Annotated in this window: 14 protein-coding genes; 11 read left to right on the top strand and 3 right to left on the bottom strand. The window is 47.2% G+C overall.

Annotated elements, in window-relative coordinates; genetic code table 11:
• Window positions 1–12: 12 nt before the first annotated feature.
• Entirely contained in the window at window positions 13–471 is a 459-nt protein-coding gene (locus A7Z06_RS06730) for a YchJ family protein (protein WP_016158404.1), read from the bottom strand.
• Window positions 472–583: 112 nt separating this feature from the next.
• Here A7Z06_RS06730 and rssA point away from each other — a divergent pair, with 112 nt between their 5' ends.
• The 3 genes from rssA (at window position 584) to galU (ending at window position 3,705) form a co-directional block, all read left to right on the top strand.
• Entirely contained in the window at window positions 584–1,495 is a 912-nt protein-coding gene (gene rssA / locus A7Z06_RS06725; protein ID WP_010344798.1) for a patatin-like phospholipase RssA, read from the top strand.
• Window positions 1,496–1,581: 86 nt separating this feature from the next.
• Window positions 1,582–2,595 (top strand): two-component system response regulator RssB, encoded by a 1,014-nt coding sequence (rssB, locus tag A7Z06_RS06720; protein WP_000193438.1) that lies wholly within the window; start codon window positions 1,582–1,584, stop codon window positions 2,593–2,595.
• Window positions 2,596–2,796: 201 nt separating this feature from the next.
• The gene (gene galU / locus A7Z06_RS06715) at window positions 2,797–3,705 is read left to right on the top strand and encodes a UTP--glucose-1-phosphate uridylyltransferase GalU (protein ID WP_000718987.1); all 909 of its coding nucleotides are present in this window, start codon (window positions 2,797–2,799) and stop codon (window positions 3,703–3,705) included.
• A gap of 146 nt (window positions 3,706–3,851) precedes the next feature.
• Here the strand turns inward: galU and hns are convergent, their stop codons facing one another.
• Window positions 3,852–4,262 (bottom strand): histone-like nucleoid-structuring protein H-NS, encoded by a 411-nt coding sequence (gene hns, locus A7Z06_RS06710; RefSeq protein WP_001287384.1) that lies wholly within the window; start codon window positions 4,260–4,262, stop codon window positions 3,852–3,854.
• Between the two features lie 602 nt (window positions 4,263–4,864).
• Between hns and tdk the strand changes: the two genes are divergently transcribed.
• Window positions 4,865–5,482, top strand: coding sequence for a thymidine kinase (tdk, locus tag A7Z06_RS06705; RefSeq protein ID WP_024165082.1), 618 nt, complete (start codon window positions 4,865–4,867; stop codon window positions 5,480–5,482).
• Window positions 5,483–5,784: 302 nt separating this feature from the next.
• Here tdk and adhE read toward each other — a convergent pair whose 3' ends face one another.
• A complete protein-coding gene (adhE, locus tag A7Z06_RS06700; RefSeq protein ID WP_000301666.1) occupies window positions 5,785–8,457 on the bottom strand; it encodes a bifunctional acetaldehyde-CoA/alcohol dehydrogenase in 2,673 nt (890 codons plus the stop codon).
• A gap of 479 nt (window positions 8,458–8,936) precedes the next feature.
• Between adhE and ychE the strand changes: the two genes are divergently transcribed.
• The 7 genes from ychE (at window position 8,937) to oppF (ending at window position 15,905) form a co-directional block, all read left to right on the top strand.
• Entirely contained in the window at window positions 8,937–9,584 is a 648-nt protein-coding gene (ychE, locus tag A7Z06_RS06695) for an NAAT family transporter YchE (RefSeq protein WP_000616769.1), read from the top strand.
• Window positions 9,585–9,953: 369 nt separating this feature from the next.
• Window positions 9,954–10,091 (top strand): hypothetical protein, encoded by a 138-nt coding sequence (locus A7Z06_RS21795; RefSeq protein ID WP_157941585.1) that lies wholly within the window; start codon window positions 9,954–9,956, stop codon window positions 10,089–10,091.
• A gap of 228 nt (window positions 10,092–10,319) precedes the next feature.
• Window positions 10,320–11,951, top strand: coding sequence for an oligopeptide ABC transporter substrate-binding protein OppA (gene oppA / locus A7Z06_RS06685; RefSeq protein WP_000182038.1), 1,632 nt, complete (start codon window positions 10,320–10,322; stop codon window positions 11,949–11,951).
• Between the two features lie 84 nt (window positions 11,952–12,035).
• Window positions 12,036–12,956, top strand: a complete 921-nt coding sequence (oppB, locus tag A7Z06_RS06680; RefSeq protein ID WP_000911117.1) for an oligopeptide ABC transporter permease OppB — start codon at window positions 12,036–12,038, stop codon at window positions 12,954–12,956.
• Window positions 12,957–12,970: 14 nt separating this feature from the next.
• A complete protein-coding gene (oppC, locus tag A7Z06_RS06675; protein ID WP_000979657.1) occupies window positions 12,971–13,879 on the top strand; it encodes an oligopeptide ABC transporter permease OppC in 909 nt (302 codons plus the stop codon).
• 11 nt (window positions 13,880–13,890) lie between these two features.
• Window positions 13,891–14,904: a murein tripeptide/oligopeptide ABC transporter ATP-binding protein OppD gene (gene oppD / locus A7Z06_RS06670; protein ID WP_000110959.1), complete on the top strand. Its 1,014-nt coding sequence runs from the start codon at window positions 13,891–13,893 to the stop codon at window positions 14,902–14,904.
• Window positions 14,901–15,905, top strand: a complete 1,005-nt coding sequence (gene oppF / locus A7Z06_RS06665; protein WP_000994883.1) for a murein tripeptide/oligopeptide ABC transporter ATP-binding protein OppF — start codon at window positions 14,901–14,903, stop codon at window positions 15,903–15,905. Before oppD ends, oppF begins: the two co-directional genes overlap by 4 nt.
• Window positions 15,906–15,930 lie beyond the last annotated feature (25 nt).

Raw genomic sequence — 15,930 nt, 5'->3', positions numbered from 1 at the left:
TACCGTCAACCATTATTGGCCGCAGCACTTTTTAAATTTTTTACCTGAACCACAAGGGCAGGGATCGTTGCGGCCAAACTGTGGACGTGTACCGTCAATATAGTACCACTGACCGTTTTCTTTCAAAAATCGCGAACGTTCAATTATCGCTCCTGTTTTACCCTGTTCGGCAAATCGAGCAACGAAGCTAACATAACCTACGTTATCTCCTTCGTGATATGAACGCTCAAATACGGTCAGCCCTAACCATTCGGTATGCGCAAATCCGGCAATCAATTCGGCACGTAACGCCGCTGCGCCACAGGACGGATGCCAGGTCTTAATTAAATAATCTGCGTCCTGCATCACAAAAGCGCAGTAACGCGAACGCATGAGATGTTCTGGATCAGGTGCGACCTTTTCACCAGACACATAACGGTGGCAACATAGGCTATACTCGACAGCACTACCACAGGGACAAAGCTCAGACACAAATAATCTCCCTGGAAACAATAACGGCGTATTAATCGCCTGCGTAGCACTATGTTAACCGAGCAGTAGCGATGTGGCTACGGCTGCATTCCAGGGGAAGCCTTCAGGAACAATGAGAAAGATAAAAATAGGGCTGGCGCTAGGATCTGGCGCGGCGCGAGGATGGTCGCATATTGGCGTCATTAACGCGCTTAAAAAAATGGGCATTGAAATAGATATCGTCGCTGGATGTTCAATCGGTTCGCTGGTGGGCGCTGCTTTTGCATGCGATCGCCTGACCGCGCTTGAACAGTGGGTTACCTCTTTTAGCTATTGGGATGTTTTACGGCTGATGGATCTTTCCTGGCAGCGGGGTGGATTGTTGCGTGGTGAGCGTGTGTTCAACCAGTACCGCGAAATAATGCCGGAAACAGAGATCGAAAATTGTTCACGCCGTTTCGCTGCGGTTGCCACTAATTTAAGCACGGGGCGAGAACTCTGGTTTACCGAAGGCGACCTCCATCTTGCTATTCGTGCATCATGCAGCATCCCCGGCCTGATGGCGCCGGTCGCTCATAACGGCTATTGGCTGGTTGATGGCGCAGTTGTTAATCCGATTCCTATTTCCCTCACGCGTGCGATGGGCGCTGATATTGTGATTGCGGTCGATCTGCAGCACGATGCTCATTTAATGCAACAAGATCTCCTTTCATTTAATGTCAGTGAAGATAATGGCGAGAACGACGATCCTCTCCCGTGGCATGCGCGTCTGAAAGAACGATTAGGCAGTATAACGGCACGTCGGGCAGTGACTGCGCCAACCGCAACAGAGATTATGACCACGTCTATCCAGGTGCTGGAAAACCGTCTTAAACGAAACCGTATGGCTGGGGATCCGCCTGATATTCTGATTCAACCTTTATGCCCGCAGATATCCACTCTGGATTTTCATCGTGCAAATGCTGCCATTGCGGCAGGACAATTAGCGGTAGAGAAGAAAATGGATGAACTTTTACCGCTGGTTCGAACCAACGTTTTGACCTGATTTTTTATCTACACTTAAGTTAATTCTGACAGGCACTGATGGCAATAGCATGTCACTATTGAATAAAGCCAGTCAGGGGAGAGAACATGACGCAGCCATTGGTCGGAAAACAGATTCTCATAGTTGAAGATGAGCCAGTCTTTCGCTCGCTTCTGGATTCATGGTTTTCCTCATTGGGAGCAACAACAGTACTGGCGGCTGATGGGGTGGATGCCCTTGAGCTACTGGGAGGTTTTACACCCGATCTGATGATATGTGATATTGCAATGCCAAGAATGAACGGCTTAAAACTGCTGGAACATATACGCAACCGGGGAGACCAAACCCCGGTTCTGGTGATTTCTGCTACGGAAAATATGGCAGATATTGCGAAAGCATTACGGCTGGGTGTGGAAGATGTTTTGCTGAAACCAGTTAAAGATCTTAATCGCTTGCGTGAGATGGTTTTTGCTTGCCTGTATCCCAGCATGTTTAACTCCAGGGTTGAGGAAGAAGAAAGGCTTTTTCGCGATTGGGATGCAATGGTCGATAATCCGACAGCCGCCGCGAAATTATTGCAAGAATTACAACCACCGGTTCAGCAGGAGATTTCCCATTGTCGGGTTAATTATCGCCAACTCGTTGCTGTTGATAAACCTGGTCTGGTACTTGATATTGCTGCACTTTCGGAAAACGATCTGGCTTTTTATTGCCTTGATGTAACCCGTGCTGGACATAATGGCGTCCTTGCAGCCTTGTTATTACGTGCGTTGTTTAATGGCTTATTACAGGAACAGCTTGCGCACCAGAATCAACCTTTGCCTGAGTTAGGCGCGTTATTGAAGCAGGTAAACCATTTACTACGCCAGGCCAATCTGCCCGGTCAATTTCCTCTATTAGTCGGCTATTATCATCGTGAATTAAAAAATCTCATTCTGGTATCCGCAGGCTTGAATGCGACGTTGAATGCGGGTGAACACCAGATTCAAATCAGTAATGGCGTTCCGTTAGGAACATTAGGCAACACTTATTTGAATCAATTGAGTCAGAGATGTGATGCCTGGCAATGCCAAATTTGGGGCGCTGGTGGAAGGCTACGTTTGATGCTGTCTGCGAATTGAGCAAACGATAATTTGGGATAAAATTGCATTACCTGCTAATGTCTGCTGGTGGTACTATCGTCGCCATTCGTATAAGTAATTGTCTTAATTATGTTAACTCGCTTCCTTTTCGGAACCAGGCGTCGCCAGGGTACTGATATACTGGGATGTGATACAGAAATATGAACACGTTCAATACACGAACAGTCCAGGAGAATTTAAATGGCTGCCATTAACACGAAAGTCAAAAAAGCCGTTATCCCCGTAGCGGGATTAGGAACCAGGATGTTGCCGGCGACGAAAGCTATCCCGAAAGAGATGCTACCGCTTGTCGATAAGCCATTAATTCAATACGTCGTGAATGAATGTATTGCGGCGGGTATTACTGAAATTGTGCTGGTGACTCACTCATCGAAAAACTCTATTGAAAACCACTTTGATACCAGTTTTGAACTGGAAGCAATGCTGGAAAAACGTGTAAAACGTCAGCTGCTTGATGAAGTGCAGTCTATTTGCCCGCCGCACGTGACTATTATGCAAGTTCGTCAGGGGCTGGCGAAAGGTTTAGGGCACGCAGTATTGTGTGCTCACCCGGTAGTTGGTGATGAACCTGTGGCTGTTATTTTGCCTGACGTTATTCTGGATGAATATGAATCCGATTTGTCGCAGGATAACCTCGCAGAGATGATCCGCCGCTTTGATGAAACTGGCCATAGTCAGATCATGGTTGAGCCTGTTGCTGATGTGACTGCATACGGTGTTGTGGATTGCAAAGGTGTGGATTTAGCGCCTGGTGAAAGTGTACCGATGGTCGGTGTAGTAGAAAAACCGAAAGCAGATGTTGCACCGTCTAATCTCGCTATTGTTGGTCGTTACGTACTTAGCGCCGATATTTGGCCGCTGCTGGCAAAAACTCCTCCGGGAGCAGGCGATGAAATTCAACTTACCGATGCTATTGATATGCTGATCGAAAAAGAAACGGTTGAAGCCTATCACATGAAAGGGAAGAGCCATGACTGCGGTAATAAATTAGGTTACATGCAGGCTTTCGTTGAATACGGTATTCGTCACAACTCGCTGGGTGCTGAATTTAAAGCCTGGCTTGAAGAAGAGATGGGCATTAAGAAGTAACACCAATAGCGGTGTTTTCTACGAAACGGCATTGAGTTATCAATGCCGTTTTTTTATAGCTTATTCTTATTGGATAGTCTTAAAACGGACAATAAAAAATCCCGCCAATGGCGGGATTTTAAGCGAGCGTAATCTAAAAAAGATTATTACTTGATCAGGAAATCGTCGAGGGATTTACCTTGCTCATCCATTGCTTTTTTGATTACAGCCGGAGTACGACCCTGACCAGTCCAGGTTTTGGTTTCGCCGTTCTCGTCAACGTAGCTATATTTAGCTGGACGCTGTGCGCGTTTAGCTTTGGTGCCAGATTTAACAGCAGCCATGCTATTCAGCAGTTCGTTCGGGTCGATACCGTCAGCGATCAGCATTTCACGATATTGTTGCAGTTTACGAGTGCGTTCTTCAACTTCAGCAGCAGCCGCACTTTCTTCTTCGCGACGCTCGTTAACAACTACTTCTAATTTTTCCAGCATTTCTTCCAGCGTTTCAAGTGTACATTCTCTTGCTTGCGCACGAAGAGTACGGATGTTGTTCAGAATTTTAAGTGCTTCGCTCATTGTAGTAATCTCAAACTTATATTGGGGTGGTTTGTTGAGGTAATAATAGAGCCTTAAATTCAGTTGTGCAATAGCCAGGAATGTAAGGAATTCAAAATTGTTCTTTATTTTGTGCCACCAATAAATATCTTTTCATAAAATTAGCCAGAAAAGATGCGGCATATAGCCCTATTTGCACCGATGATTTCGCATCATCTAAGGTTAAAACTTCCTGATTCATGTCACATTTTATGTAGGGATTAACACGCGCTGACGTCTTTTACTCTTCGGTATTAGTCATGTTTACAAAAAATCCGCTATTAAGAGAATGATGAAAAGAAGAACAGTCGCAATAAGTGCAGGGACATCGTATTGCCGTATCCTGGAGGTCAACAGAGGGTTATTACTTGTGCAACAAGTTAAAGAGTGTGAATAGTTACCAGGAGTCATTTACGCGGTTATAACAAGCAATACAGACACAATGATAGCTCTGAAGGATTATGTCATCCTTCTTAAGGAATGATGTATATACGCTCTTCTGCGTGTACTGTTGCGCTGTAAAACTGGCGAATTATGATAAACTTCAGCCAACTTTATTTCATATCATTGAGGGCCTGTGGCTGATGGCACAGCTATATTTCTACTATTCCGCAATGAACGCGGGGAAGTCTACGGCATTGCTGCAATCTTCATACAATTACCAGGAACGCGGTATGCGGACTGTCGTATATACGGCGGAAATTGACGATCGTTTCGGGGCAGGGAAAGTCAGCTCGCGTATAGGTTTGTCATCTCCGGCAAAATTATTTAACCAAAATTCATCATTATTTGATGAGATTCGTGCGGAACATGAACAACAGGCAATTCATTGTGTACTGGTTGATGAATGCCAGTTTTTAACCAGACAACAAGTATATGAATTATCGGAGGTTGTCGATCAACTCGATATACCCGTACTTTGTTATGGCTTACGTACAGATTTTCGCGGTGAATTATTTACCGGCAGTCAATACTTACTGGCATGGTCAGACAAACTGGTCGAATTAAAAACTATTTGCTTTTGTGGTCGTAAAGCAAGCATGGTGCTACGTCTTGATCAAGCGGGTAGGCCTTATAACGAAGGCGAACAGGTGGTTATTGGTGGTAATGAGCGTTACGTCTCGGTTTGCCGTAAACACTATAAAGAAGCGTTAGAAGTCGGTTCTTTGACGGCTATTCAAGAAAGACATCAACACGATTAATAAGATTTTCTTTACTGACAGGATGAATCGAGGCCTTTATCCTGTCAGTTCGTTTTACTAACTTCTTCCGAACCATAATTCTTTCTCTGCTCCTAACCATCGCTAAAACGTAACAGAACGATTTAGTGCTTCGTCATCTACGATGTTGAGTCATTTTCAGGTTATCGCGGTTAGTGCGCATTAGATAACAGTATATATGAGCATACTAATGCAGTTGGGTTATTTGGCTTTGTATAGCGTGTAGCGAAAACAAAAAAACGGCCCCAAAAGGGACCGTTTATGAGGATGTACAGAGTTACTGATTAAGCGGATTTCTTCGCTTTTTTCTCTGCTTTAGCTGGAGCTGCTTCCTTTGCTGCTGGTGCTCCTTCTACGTAATCACGACCATAGTAGGTATCCAGCAGAATCTGTTTCAGCTCGGAGATCAGCGGGTAACGCGGGTTAGCGCCGGTGCACTGGTCATCGAATGCATCTTCAGACAGTTTATCTACGTTCGCCAGGAAGTCAGCTTCCTGAACGCCAGCCTCACGGATAGATTTCGGAATACCCAGTTCTGCTTTCAGCGTTTCCAGCCATGCCAGCAGTTTCTCGATCTTCGCAGCAGTACGGTCACCCGGTGCGCTCAGACCCAGATGGTCTGCGATTTCAGCATAACGACGACGAGCCTGTGGACGATCGTACTGGCTGAATGCAGTCTGCTTGGTCGGGTTGTCATTCGCGTTGTAGCGGATAACGTTACAAATCAGCAGGGCGTTGGCCAGACCGTGCGGAATATGGAACTGGGAGCCCAGTTTGTGCGCCATTGAGTGACATACACCCAGGAAGGCGTTCGCAAACGCGATACCGGCGATAGTAGCTGCACTGTGAACACGTTCACGCGCTACCGGGTTTTTAGCCCCTTCGTGGTAAGACGCTGGCAGATATTCTTTGAGCAGTTTCAGCGCCTGCAGAGCCTGACCATCAGAGAACTCAGATGCCAGTACAGAAACATAAGCTTCCATGGCGTGAGTGACTGCGTCCAGACCACCGAAAGCACACAGGGACTTCGGCATATCCATAACCAGGTTGGCGTCAACAATCGCCATATCCGGGGTCAGTGCATAGTCTGCCAGCGGATATTTCTGACCTGTTGCATCGTCGGTTACAACCGCAAACGGAGTCACTTCAGAACCCGTACCGGAAGTGGTGGTGACGGCGATCATTTTCGCTTTCACGCCCATTTTCGGGAACTTGTAGATACGTTTACGGATATCCATAAAGCGCAGCGCCAGTTCTTCAAAGTGGGTTTCCGGATGCTCGTACATAACCCACATGATTTTCGCGGCGTCCATCGGGGAACCACCACCCAGCGCGATGATCACGTCTGGCTTGAAGGAGTTTGCCAGTTCTGCACCTTTACGAACGATGCTCAGTGTCGGGTCAGCTTCAACTTCAAAGAAGACTTCAGTTTCAACGCCGGCAGCTTTCAGTACAGAAGTAATCTGGTCGGCATAACCGTTGTTGAACAGGAAGCGGTCAGTCACGATGAGCGCACGTTTGTGGCCATCAGTAATCACTTCATCCAGCGCGATTGGCAGTGAGCCACGGCGGAAGTAGATAGATTTCGGAAGTTTGTGCCACAACATGTTTTCAGCTCGCTTAGCAACGGTTTTCTTGTTGATCAAGTGTTTCGGACCAACGTTTTCAGAGATGGAGTTACCACCCCAGGAACCACAACCCAGAGTCAGGGAAGGTGCGAGTTTGAAGTTATACAGGTCACCGATACCACCCTGAGAAGCCGGGGTGTTGATCAGGATACGGGCAGTTTTCATTTTCTGACCGAAGTAGGCAACGCGTGCCGGTTGGTTATCCTGGTCGGTGTACAGGCAAGAGGTATGACCGATACCGCCCATGGCAACCAGTTTCTCTGCTTTCTCTACCGCGTCTTCGAAATCTTTTGCACGGTACATTGCCAGCGTCGGGGACAGTTTTTCATGTGCGAACGGTTCGCTTTCATCAACAACGGTCACTTCACCAATCAGAATCTTAGTGTTTTCTGGTACAGAGAAGCCCGCCAGTTCAGCAATTTTATAAGCCGGTTGACCAACGATAGCTGCGTTCAGTGCACCGTTTTTCAGGATAACGTCCTGAACGGCTTTCAGCTCTTTACCCTGCAGCATGTAACCGCCGTGGGTAGCGAAACGTTCACGTACAGCGTCATAAACAGAGTCAACAACAACAACAGACTGTTCAGAAGCACAGATTACGCCGTTGTCGAAGGTTTTGGACATCAATACGGATGCAACTGCACGTTTGATATCTGCGGTTTCATCGATAACAACCGGAGTGTTACCAGCACCTACACCGATTGCCGGTTTACCGGAGCTGTATGCAGCTTTAACCATGCCCGGACCACCAGTCGCGAGGATCAGGTTAATGTCAGGGTGGTGCATCAGCGCGTTGGACAGTTCAACAGAAGGTTGATCGATCCAGCCAATCAGATCTTTCGGTGCACCAGCAGCGATAGCAGCCTGCAGAACGATATCAGCAGCTTTGTTAGTTGCATCTTTTGCACGCGGGTGCGGAGAGAAGATAATAGCGTTACGGGTCTTCAGGCTGATCAGCGATTTGAAGATTGCAGTTGAAGTCGGGTTAGTCGTTGGAACGATACCGCAGATAATACCGATTGGTTCAGCGATAGTGATAGTACCGAAAGTGTCGTCTTCAGACAGAACACCACAGGTTTTTTCATCTTTATAGGCGTTGTAGATATATTCAGAAGCAAAGTGGTTTTTAATTACTTTATCTTCGACGATACCCATGCCGGATTCGGCAACGGCCATTTTCGCGAGTGGGATTCGAGCATCTGCGGCAGCCAGAGCGGCGGCGCGGAAGATTTTATCAACTTGCTCTTGAGTGAAACTGGCATATTCACGCTGGGCTTTTTTTACACGCTCTACGAGTGCGTTAAGTTCAGCGACATTAGTAACAGCCATAATGCTCTCCTGATAATGTTAAACTTTTTTAGTAAATCATCTGCTCGAATACGAGAGTATAGTCAGTGTGGTGATGATTTGCTTAACCTATGAAAATCAAAAGCTTACTCGCGCTCACACTCACTGTGATTTACTAAAAGAGTTTAAACATTAGAGAGACTAATCTCTAATGCGTCACTTCCAGGTGGCGTAAGCAAGATTACTCACTTCTGGGTACTGATTACGTGATCTAGATCAAAATTCCGCAAAGCTGACACCTTTCAGCTCCGCTTTTAGCTATAAAAGCTAATAGTTAATAAATTGTAGTATTTATTGTTGGCTACATTAGCATGTTTTGCACGACTAGATAACAATAATGAATGATAGTAATTTTAAGCGGTTAGGAGGTGAAAAATGCTGCCAAAAGGCGTATTGTCAGCGCGTATTTTTTTACCTTTGCTTATGGCTAACATTATCCGGCTTTTGCTTCGGAGCTAACCGTGATTCAGACACTCTTTGATTTTCCCGTTTACTTTAAATTTTTCATCGGGTTATTTGCGCTGGTTAACCCGGTTGGGATTATCCCCGTGTTCATCAGTATGACCAGCTATCAGACTGCGGCAGCGAGAAACAAAACAAATCTGACTGCCAACCTGTCGGTAGCGATTATCTTGTGGATCTCGCTTTTTCTCGGCGACACGATTCTGCAACTTTTTGGAATATCGATTGATTCGTTCCGCATCGCGGGCGGCATACTGGTGGTTACAATTGCGATGTCGATGATCAGCGGTAAGCTTGGTGAGGATAAACAGAACAAACAAGAGAAATCAGAAACCGCAATTCGAGAAAGCATCGGCGTTGTACCGCTCGCATTGCCTTTGATGGCAGGGCCAGGGGCGATCAGTTCAACTATCGTTTGGGGAACGCGTTATCACAGCATTGGTTATCTGTTCGGCTTTTTTGTGGCAATTGCATTGTTTGCTTTATGTTGCTGGGGCTTATTCCGCATGGCACCCTGGCTGGTGCGAGTTCTGCGCCAGACCGGTATAAACGTGATTACTCGTATTATGGGGCTGCTGCTGATGGCATTAGGGATTGAATTTATAGTTAATGGAATCAAAGGGATTTTCCCTGGTCTGCTCAATTAATTTCTTTCATACGAAACGGAGCCATGGTGCTCCGTTTTTTCGTCATTATTTTTACTTTTGCCCAGCACAGTTATCAAAAGCAAACGAAATAGATAAATATTTTTCCTCATATTACAGCCAGTTATAAGAATATCCTTACCCCGCCATCCTCCTCATCATGTTATTTTCGCGACATCATAATCCTGGGTCTTGCTGAAGAATAATTGAAATGATATTAGTAATTCCACTGCATTTGGCAGAGGAATGTGCTAAATAATGACCTTTTGTTAAGTTATTGTATATTTCTCTATCGTGACAGCAACCAGAAAAAACAGACTTGCTTTACGAGGTTTTATCTTATTGTTTTTAAATTGTTTTATTGGCAATCTGATGAAGTCTTTAGATATTGGCGCGGTCAGTAAAAGAGAATTGCTTAACAATTTTGCAAAATGTATTGGCGGGCAAGAAGCGCATTTGATACTTTCCGGCCAACCGTCAGGCGATTTTTTTGGTAATGAGAATAATTAACAATAAAAATTGCTGCATTAAATAGTAAATGTGTCTCGACAGGGGAGACACAGTAGGAACCGACGTAAGGTGGTCGTTCGAATCGCCAGAATAAATAAAGTCGGTGATAGCAAAGCGTAACGATATATCAACCTGGCAGCAGAAAGTCTCCGAATCTGTCCAGGGTCCCAACCCGGGATTACACATGCTGGTTAAAGCCAGTAATTATAATGAGGGAGTCCAAAAACAATGACCAACATCACCAAGAGAAGTTTAGTAGCAGCAGGCGTTCTGGCTGCGCTTATGGCAGGGAATGTTGCGCTGGCGGCTGATGTACCCGCTGGTGTTCAGCTTGCAGAAAAACAAACGCTGGTGCGTAACAATGGTTCTGAAGTTCAGTCATTAGATCCGCACAAAATTGAAGGGGTTCCGGAGTCTAATATCAGTCGCGACCTGTTTGAAGGCTTGCTGGTCAGCGATCTCGATGGTCACCCGGCGCCTGGCGTCGCGGAGTCCTGGGATAATAAAGATGCCAAAGTCTGGACATTCCATCTGCGTAAAGATGCGAAATGGTCCGACGGCACGCCAGTCACTGCGCAGGACTTTGTATACAGTTGGCAACGTTCTGTTGATCCGAACACCGCTTCTCCCTATGCCAGTTATCTACAATATGGGCATATCGCCGGTATTGATGAAATTCTCGAAGGGAAAAAACCGATTACCGATCTCGGCGTGAAAGCCGTCGATGACCACACTTTAGAAGTCACATTAAGTGAGCCTGTTCCGTATTTCTATAAATTACTGGTTCACCCATCGACTTCTCCGGTGCCAAAAGCCGCTATTGAGAAATTCGGCGAGAAATGGACCCAGCCAGGAAATATTGTCACCAACGGTGCCTATACCTTAAAAGATTGGGTCGTTAACGAACGTATCGTTCTTGAGCGCAGCCCGACCTACTGGAACAACGCGAAAACCGTCATTAACCAAGTCACCTATTTGCCGATTGCTTCTGAAGTCACCGATGTTAACCGCTATCGCAGCGGCGAAATCGATATGACCTATAACAACATGCCGATCGAGCTGTTCCAGAAGCTTAAAAAAGAGATCCCGGACGAGGTTCACGTCGATCCGTATTTGTGCACCTACTATTACGAAATTAACAATCAGAAACCGCCATTCAACGACGTGCGTGTGCGTACCGCACTGAAACTGGGTATGGATCGCGATATCATCGTTAATAAAGTGAAAGCACAGGGCGATATGCCCGCCTATGGTTACACTCCTCCTTACACAGATGGTGCAAAATTAACTCAACCGGAATGGTTTGGCTGGAGTCAGGAAAAACGTAACGAAGAAGCGAAAAAGCTGCTGGCTGAAGCGGGCTATACCGCAGACAAACCGTTGACCATTAACCTGCTATATAACACGTCCGATCTGCATAAAAAGCTGGCGATTGCCGCCTCTTCACTGTGGAAGAAAAACATTGGTGTAAACGTCAAACTGGTTAACCAGGAGTGGAAAACCTTCCTCGATACCCGTCACCAGGGAACTTTTGATGTGGCTCGTGCAGGCTGGTGTGCTGACTATAACGAACCAACATCCTTCCTGAACACCATGCTGTCGAACAGTTCGATGAATACCGCGCATTATAAGAGCCCGGCCTTTGACAGCATTATGGCGGAAACGCTGAAAGCGACTGACGAGGCGCAACGCACTGCGCTGTACACCAAAGCAGAACAGCAGCTGGATAAAGATTCGGCCATTGTTCCGGTTTATTACTATGTGAACGCGCGTCTGGTGAAACCGTGGGTTGGGGGGTATACCGGCAAAGATCCGCTGGATAATACCTACACCAGAAATATGTACATTGTGAAGCACTAATGGCAATACGTGGGGCAGGGGAACTTGCTCCACGGTGTCTGATTTTTATCGCATTATAGAAGGCACTGGCCAGAAGGTACGGCAATGTTAAAATTTATTCTACGTCGCTGTCTGGAAGCGATTCCGACGCTATTTATTCTGATTACTATTTCGTTCTTTATGATGCGTCTGGCGCCAGGAAGTCCGTTCACTGGTGAACGGACGTTACCGCCAGAAGTGATGGCCAATATCGAAGCGAAATATCATCTTAATGATCCGATCATGACACAGTATTTCAGCTACCTGAAACAACTGGCGCATGGCGATTTCGGTCCGTCTTTTAAATATAAAGATTATTCGGTCAATGACCTGGTAGCATCCAGTTTTCCTGTTTCTGCAAAATTGGGGGCAGCCGCGTTTATACTTGCAGTAGTGCTGGGTGTTAGTGCTGGCGTTATTGCCGCATTAAAACAAAACACCAAATGGGACTATACCGTGATGGGGCTGGCAATGACCGGGGTGGTTATCCCCAGTTTTGTGGTTGCGCCATTATTAGTCATGATATTTGCGATCATTTTGCATTGGCTACCAGGCGGTGGCTGGAATGGCGGGGCGCTGAAATTCATGATATTGCCGATGGTGGCATTGTCTCTCGCTTATATCGCCAGTATTGCGCGTATTACCCGTGGTTCGATGATTGAAGTTTTGCATTCTAACTTTATTCGTACTGCCCGCGCGAAAGGTTTACCTATGCGCAGGATCATCCTTCGCCACGCATTAAAACCTGCTCTGCTACCCGTGCTCTCCTATATGGGACCCGCATTTGTCGGCATTATTACCGGTTCTATGGTCATCGAAACCATTTATGGTTTGCCGGGGATCGGGCAATTGTTCGTTAATGGCGCATTGAACCGTGACTATTCATTGGTGTTAAGCCTGACCATTCTGGTTGGTGCATTAACCATTTTGTTTAATGCCATTGTCGATGTGCTATATGCGGTTATCGACCCGAAAATCCGTTACTGATACTGGAGCTCGCGATGATGTTAAGTAAGAAAAACAGCGAGACGCTGGAAAATTTCAGTGAGAAGCTGGAGGTCGAAGGGCGCAGCTTGTGGCAGGACGCACGTCGACGTTTTATGCATAACCGTGCGGCGGTCGCCAGTCTGATAGTGCTGGTACTGATCGCGTTATTTGTTATCCTGGCACCAATGCTTTCGCAGTTTGCCTATGACGATACCGACTGGGCGATGATGTCCAGCGCCCCGGATATGGAATCCGGTCACTACTTTGGTACTGACTCATCTGGCCGCGACTTGCTGGTACGCGTTGCTATTGGTGGACGTATCTCACTCATGGTCGGGGTTGCTGCGGCACTGGTCGCAGTGGTTGTGGGGACACTTTATGGTTCGCTTTCTGGTTATCTTGGCGGCAAAGTGGATTCGGCAATGATGCGTCTGCTGGAAATCCTCAACTCCTTCCCATTCATGTTCTTCGTCATTTTGCTGGTGACCTTTTTCGGTCAAAACATTTTGCTGATTTTTGTAGCGATTGGCATGGTTTCCTGGCTGGATATGGCGCGTATTGTGCGTGGACAAACCCTGAGTCTGAAGCGCAAAGAGTTTATTGAGGCGGCACAAGTTGGCGGTGTATCTACGCCGGGCATTGTTATTCGCCACATTGTGCCGAATGTGCTTGGTGTTGTAGTGGTCTATGCGTCGCTACTGGTGCCCAGCATGATCCTCTTTGAATCCTTCTTAAGTTTCCTGGGGCTGGGGACGCAAGAGCCGTTAAGCAGCTGGGGCGCATTGCTGAGTGATGGCGCGAACTCGATGGAAGTCTCTCCGTGGTTATTGCTGTTCCCTGCGGGATTCCTTGTGGTGACGCTGTTTTGTTTCAACTTTATCGGCGATGGCTTGCGTGATGCCCTCGACCCGAAAGATCGTTAAGGAGTGCAGCCATGAGCGTAATTGAAACTGCAACTGTGCCGCTCGCACAACAACAGGCTGACGCACTACTGAACGTGAAAGATTTGCGTGTCACCTTTAGTACCCCGGATGGCGACGTCACGGCGGTTAACGATTTGAATTTTTCCCTGCGTGCCGGGGAAACGCTGGGTATCGTTGGTGAATCTGGTTCGGGTAAATCGCAAACCGCGTTTGCCTTAATGGGGCTTCTGGCTGCCAACGGACGTATTGGCGGATCGGCAACCTTCAATGGGCGAGAAATCCTCAATCTTCCAGAGCGAGAACTCAATAAACTGCGCGCTGAACAAATCTCGATGATTTTTCAAGATCCGATGACCTCGTTAAACCCTTATATGCGGGTTGGTGAGCAGTTGATGGAAGTGCTGATGCTGCATAAAAGCATGAGCAAGGCTGAGGCGTTTGAAGAGTCAGTGCGGATGCTCGATGCGGTAAAAATGCCGGAAGCGCGTAAACGCATGAAGATGTTCCCGCATGAATTTTCTGGTGGGATGCGTCAGCGCGTCATGATTGCGATGGCGTTGCTGTGTCGGCCTAAACTGCTGATTGCCGATGAGCCGACAACTGCGCTGGACGTGACCGTACAGGCGCAAATCATGACGCTATTGAATGAACTGAAGCGGGAATTTAATACCGCCATCATTATGATCACCCACGATCTGGGTGTGGTGGCGGGGATCTGTGACAAAGTTCTGGTGATGTACGCCGGGCGCACGATGGAATATGGCAATGCGCGCGATGTCTTTTATCAACCCGTTCATCCTTATTCTATCGGTTTGCTCAATGCGGTGCCGCGTCTCGATGCGGAAGGTGAAACCATGTTGACCATTCCCGGTAATCCGCCAAACCTGCTGCGATTACCAAAAGGTTGCCCGTTCCAGCCACGTTGTCCACATGCGATGGAAATTTGTAGTAGCGCACCGCCGCTGGAAGAGTTTACCCCTGGCCGTCTGCGTGCATGCTTTAAACCGGTGGAGGAACTGTTATGAATGCTGTAACTGAAGGAAGAAAAGTCCTCCTCGAAATCGCTGACCTGAAAGTGCACTTTGAAATCAAAGATGGCAAACAGTGGTTCTGGCAACCCGCAAAAACACTGAAAGCGGTTGATGGTGTCACACTTCGCTTGTATGAAGGGGAAACATTGGGTGTGGTAGGAGAATCGGGATGCGGTAAGTCCACCTTTGCTCGTGCCATCATCGGTTTGGTCAAGGCTACTGACGGTCGTGTTGCCTGGTTAGGCAAAGAGTTGTTGGGAATGAAGCCCGATGAATGGCGTGCCGTTCGTAGTGATATCCAGATGATTTTTCAGGATCCGCTGGCATCGCTGAACCCGCGTATGACCATCGGTGAGATCATCGCTGAACCGCTGCGCACCTACCATCCGAAAATGTCACGCCAGGAAGTTCGTGAGCGCGTGAAGGCGATGATGATGAAAGTCGGCTTGCTACCCAATCTGATTAACCGTTATCCGCATGAGTTCTCCGGCGGGCAGTGTCAGCGTATCGGGATTGCTCGTGCACTTATTCTTGAACCGAAGCTGATTATCTGCGATGAGCCGGTGTCGGCGCTGGATGTGTCAATTCAGGCGCAGGTAGTCAACCTGCTCCAGCAGTTGCAACGTGAGATGGGATTGTCATTAATCTTTATCGCCCACGATCTGGCCGTGGTAAAACACATTTCCGATCGCGTGCTGGTGATGTATCTCGGACATGCGGTAGAACTGGGGACGTATGATGAGGTCTACCATAATCCGCTGCATCCTTATACCAAAGCATTGATGTCGGCAGTGCCCATTCCTGACCCGGATCTGGAAAAGAATAAATCTATTCAGTTACTGGAAGGGGAATTACCGTCGCCGATCAACCCGCCTTCTGGTTGTGTTTTCCGTACCCGCTGCCCGATTGCCGGTCCTGAGTGTGCCAAAACGCGACCTGTGCTGGAGGGGAGTTTCAGACATGCCGTTTCTTGCCTGAAAGTCGATCCGCTTTAAAACAAAAAGGGCTGACAACTGTCAG

Origin of the sequence: Escherichia sp. MOD1-EC6819 (genome assembly GCF_002965765.1) — a bacterium.
In the GTDB taxonomy this organism is placed as follows: domain Bacteria; phylum Pseudomonadota; class Gammaproteobacteria; order Enterobacterales; family Enterobacteriaceae; genus Escherichia; species Escherichia ruysiae.
The sequence above is the reverse complement of the archived record's forward strand: the minus strand, read 5'-3'. Positions and strand labels throughout refer to the sequence as shown.

Bases quoted from the DNA above. Each gene is read 5' to 3' on its own strand.
- rssA (WP_010344798.1), top strand. From the start codon at position 584: ATGAGAAAGATAAAAATAGGGCTGGCGCTAGGATCTGGCGCGGCGCGA.
- rssB (WP_000193438.1), top strand. From the start codon at position 1,582: ATGACGCAGCCATTGGTCGGAAAACAGATTCTCATAGTTGAAGATGAG.
- galU (WP_000718987.1), top strand. From the start codon at position 2,797: ATGGCTGCCATTAACACGAAAGTCAAAAAAGCCGTTATCCCCGTAGCG.
- hns (WP_001287384.1), bottom strand. From the start codon at position 4,262: ATGAGCGAAGCACTTAAAATTCTGAACAACATCCGTACTCTTCGTGCG.
- tdk (WP_024165082.1), top strand. From the start codon at position 4,865: ATGGCACAGCTATATTTCTACTATTCCGCAATGAACGCGGGGAAGTCT.
- adhE (WP_000301666.1), bottom strand. From the start codon at position 8,457: ATGGCTGTTACTAATGTCGCTGAACTTAACGCACTCGTAGAGCGTGTA.
- A7Z06_RS21795 (WP_157941585.1), top strand. From the start codon at position 9,954: ATGAAGTCTTTAGATATTGGCGCGGTCAGTAAAAGAGAATTGCTTAAC.
- oppA (WP_000182038.1), top strand. From the start codon at position 10,320: ATGACCAACATCACCAAGAGAAGTTTAGTAGCAGCAGGCGTTCTGGCT.
- oppB (WP_000911117.1), top strand. From the start codon at position 12,036: ATGTTAAAATTTATTCTACGTCGCTGTCTGGAAGCGATTCCGACGCTA.
- oppC (WP_000979657.1), top strand. From the start codon at position 12,971: ATGATGTTAAGTAAGAAAAACAGCGAGACGCTGGAAAATTTCAGTGAG.
- oppD (WP_000110959.1), top strand. From the start codon at position 13,891: ATGAGCGTAATTGAAACTGCAACTGTGCCGCTCGCACAACAACAGGCT.
- oppF (WP_000994883.1), top strand. From the start codon at position 14,901: ATGAATGCTGTAACTGAAGGAAGAAAAGTCCTCCTCGAAATCGCTGAC.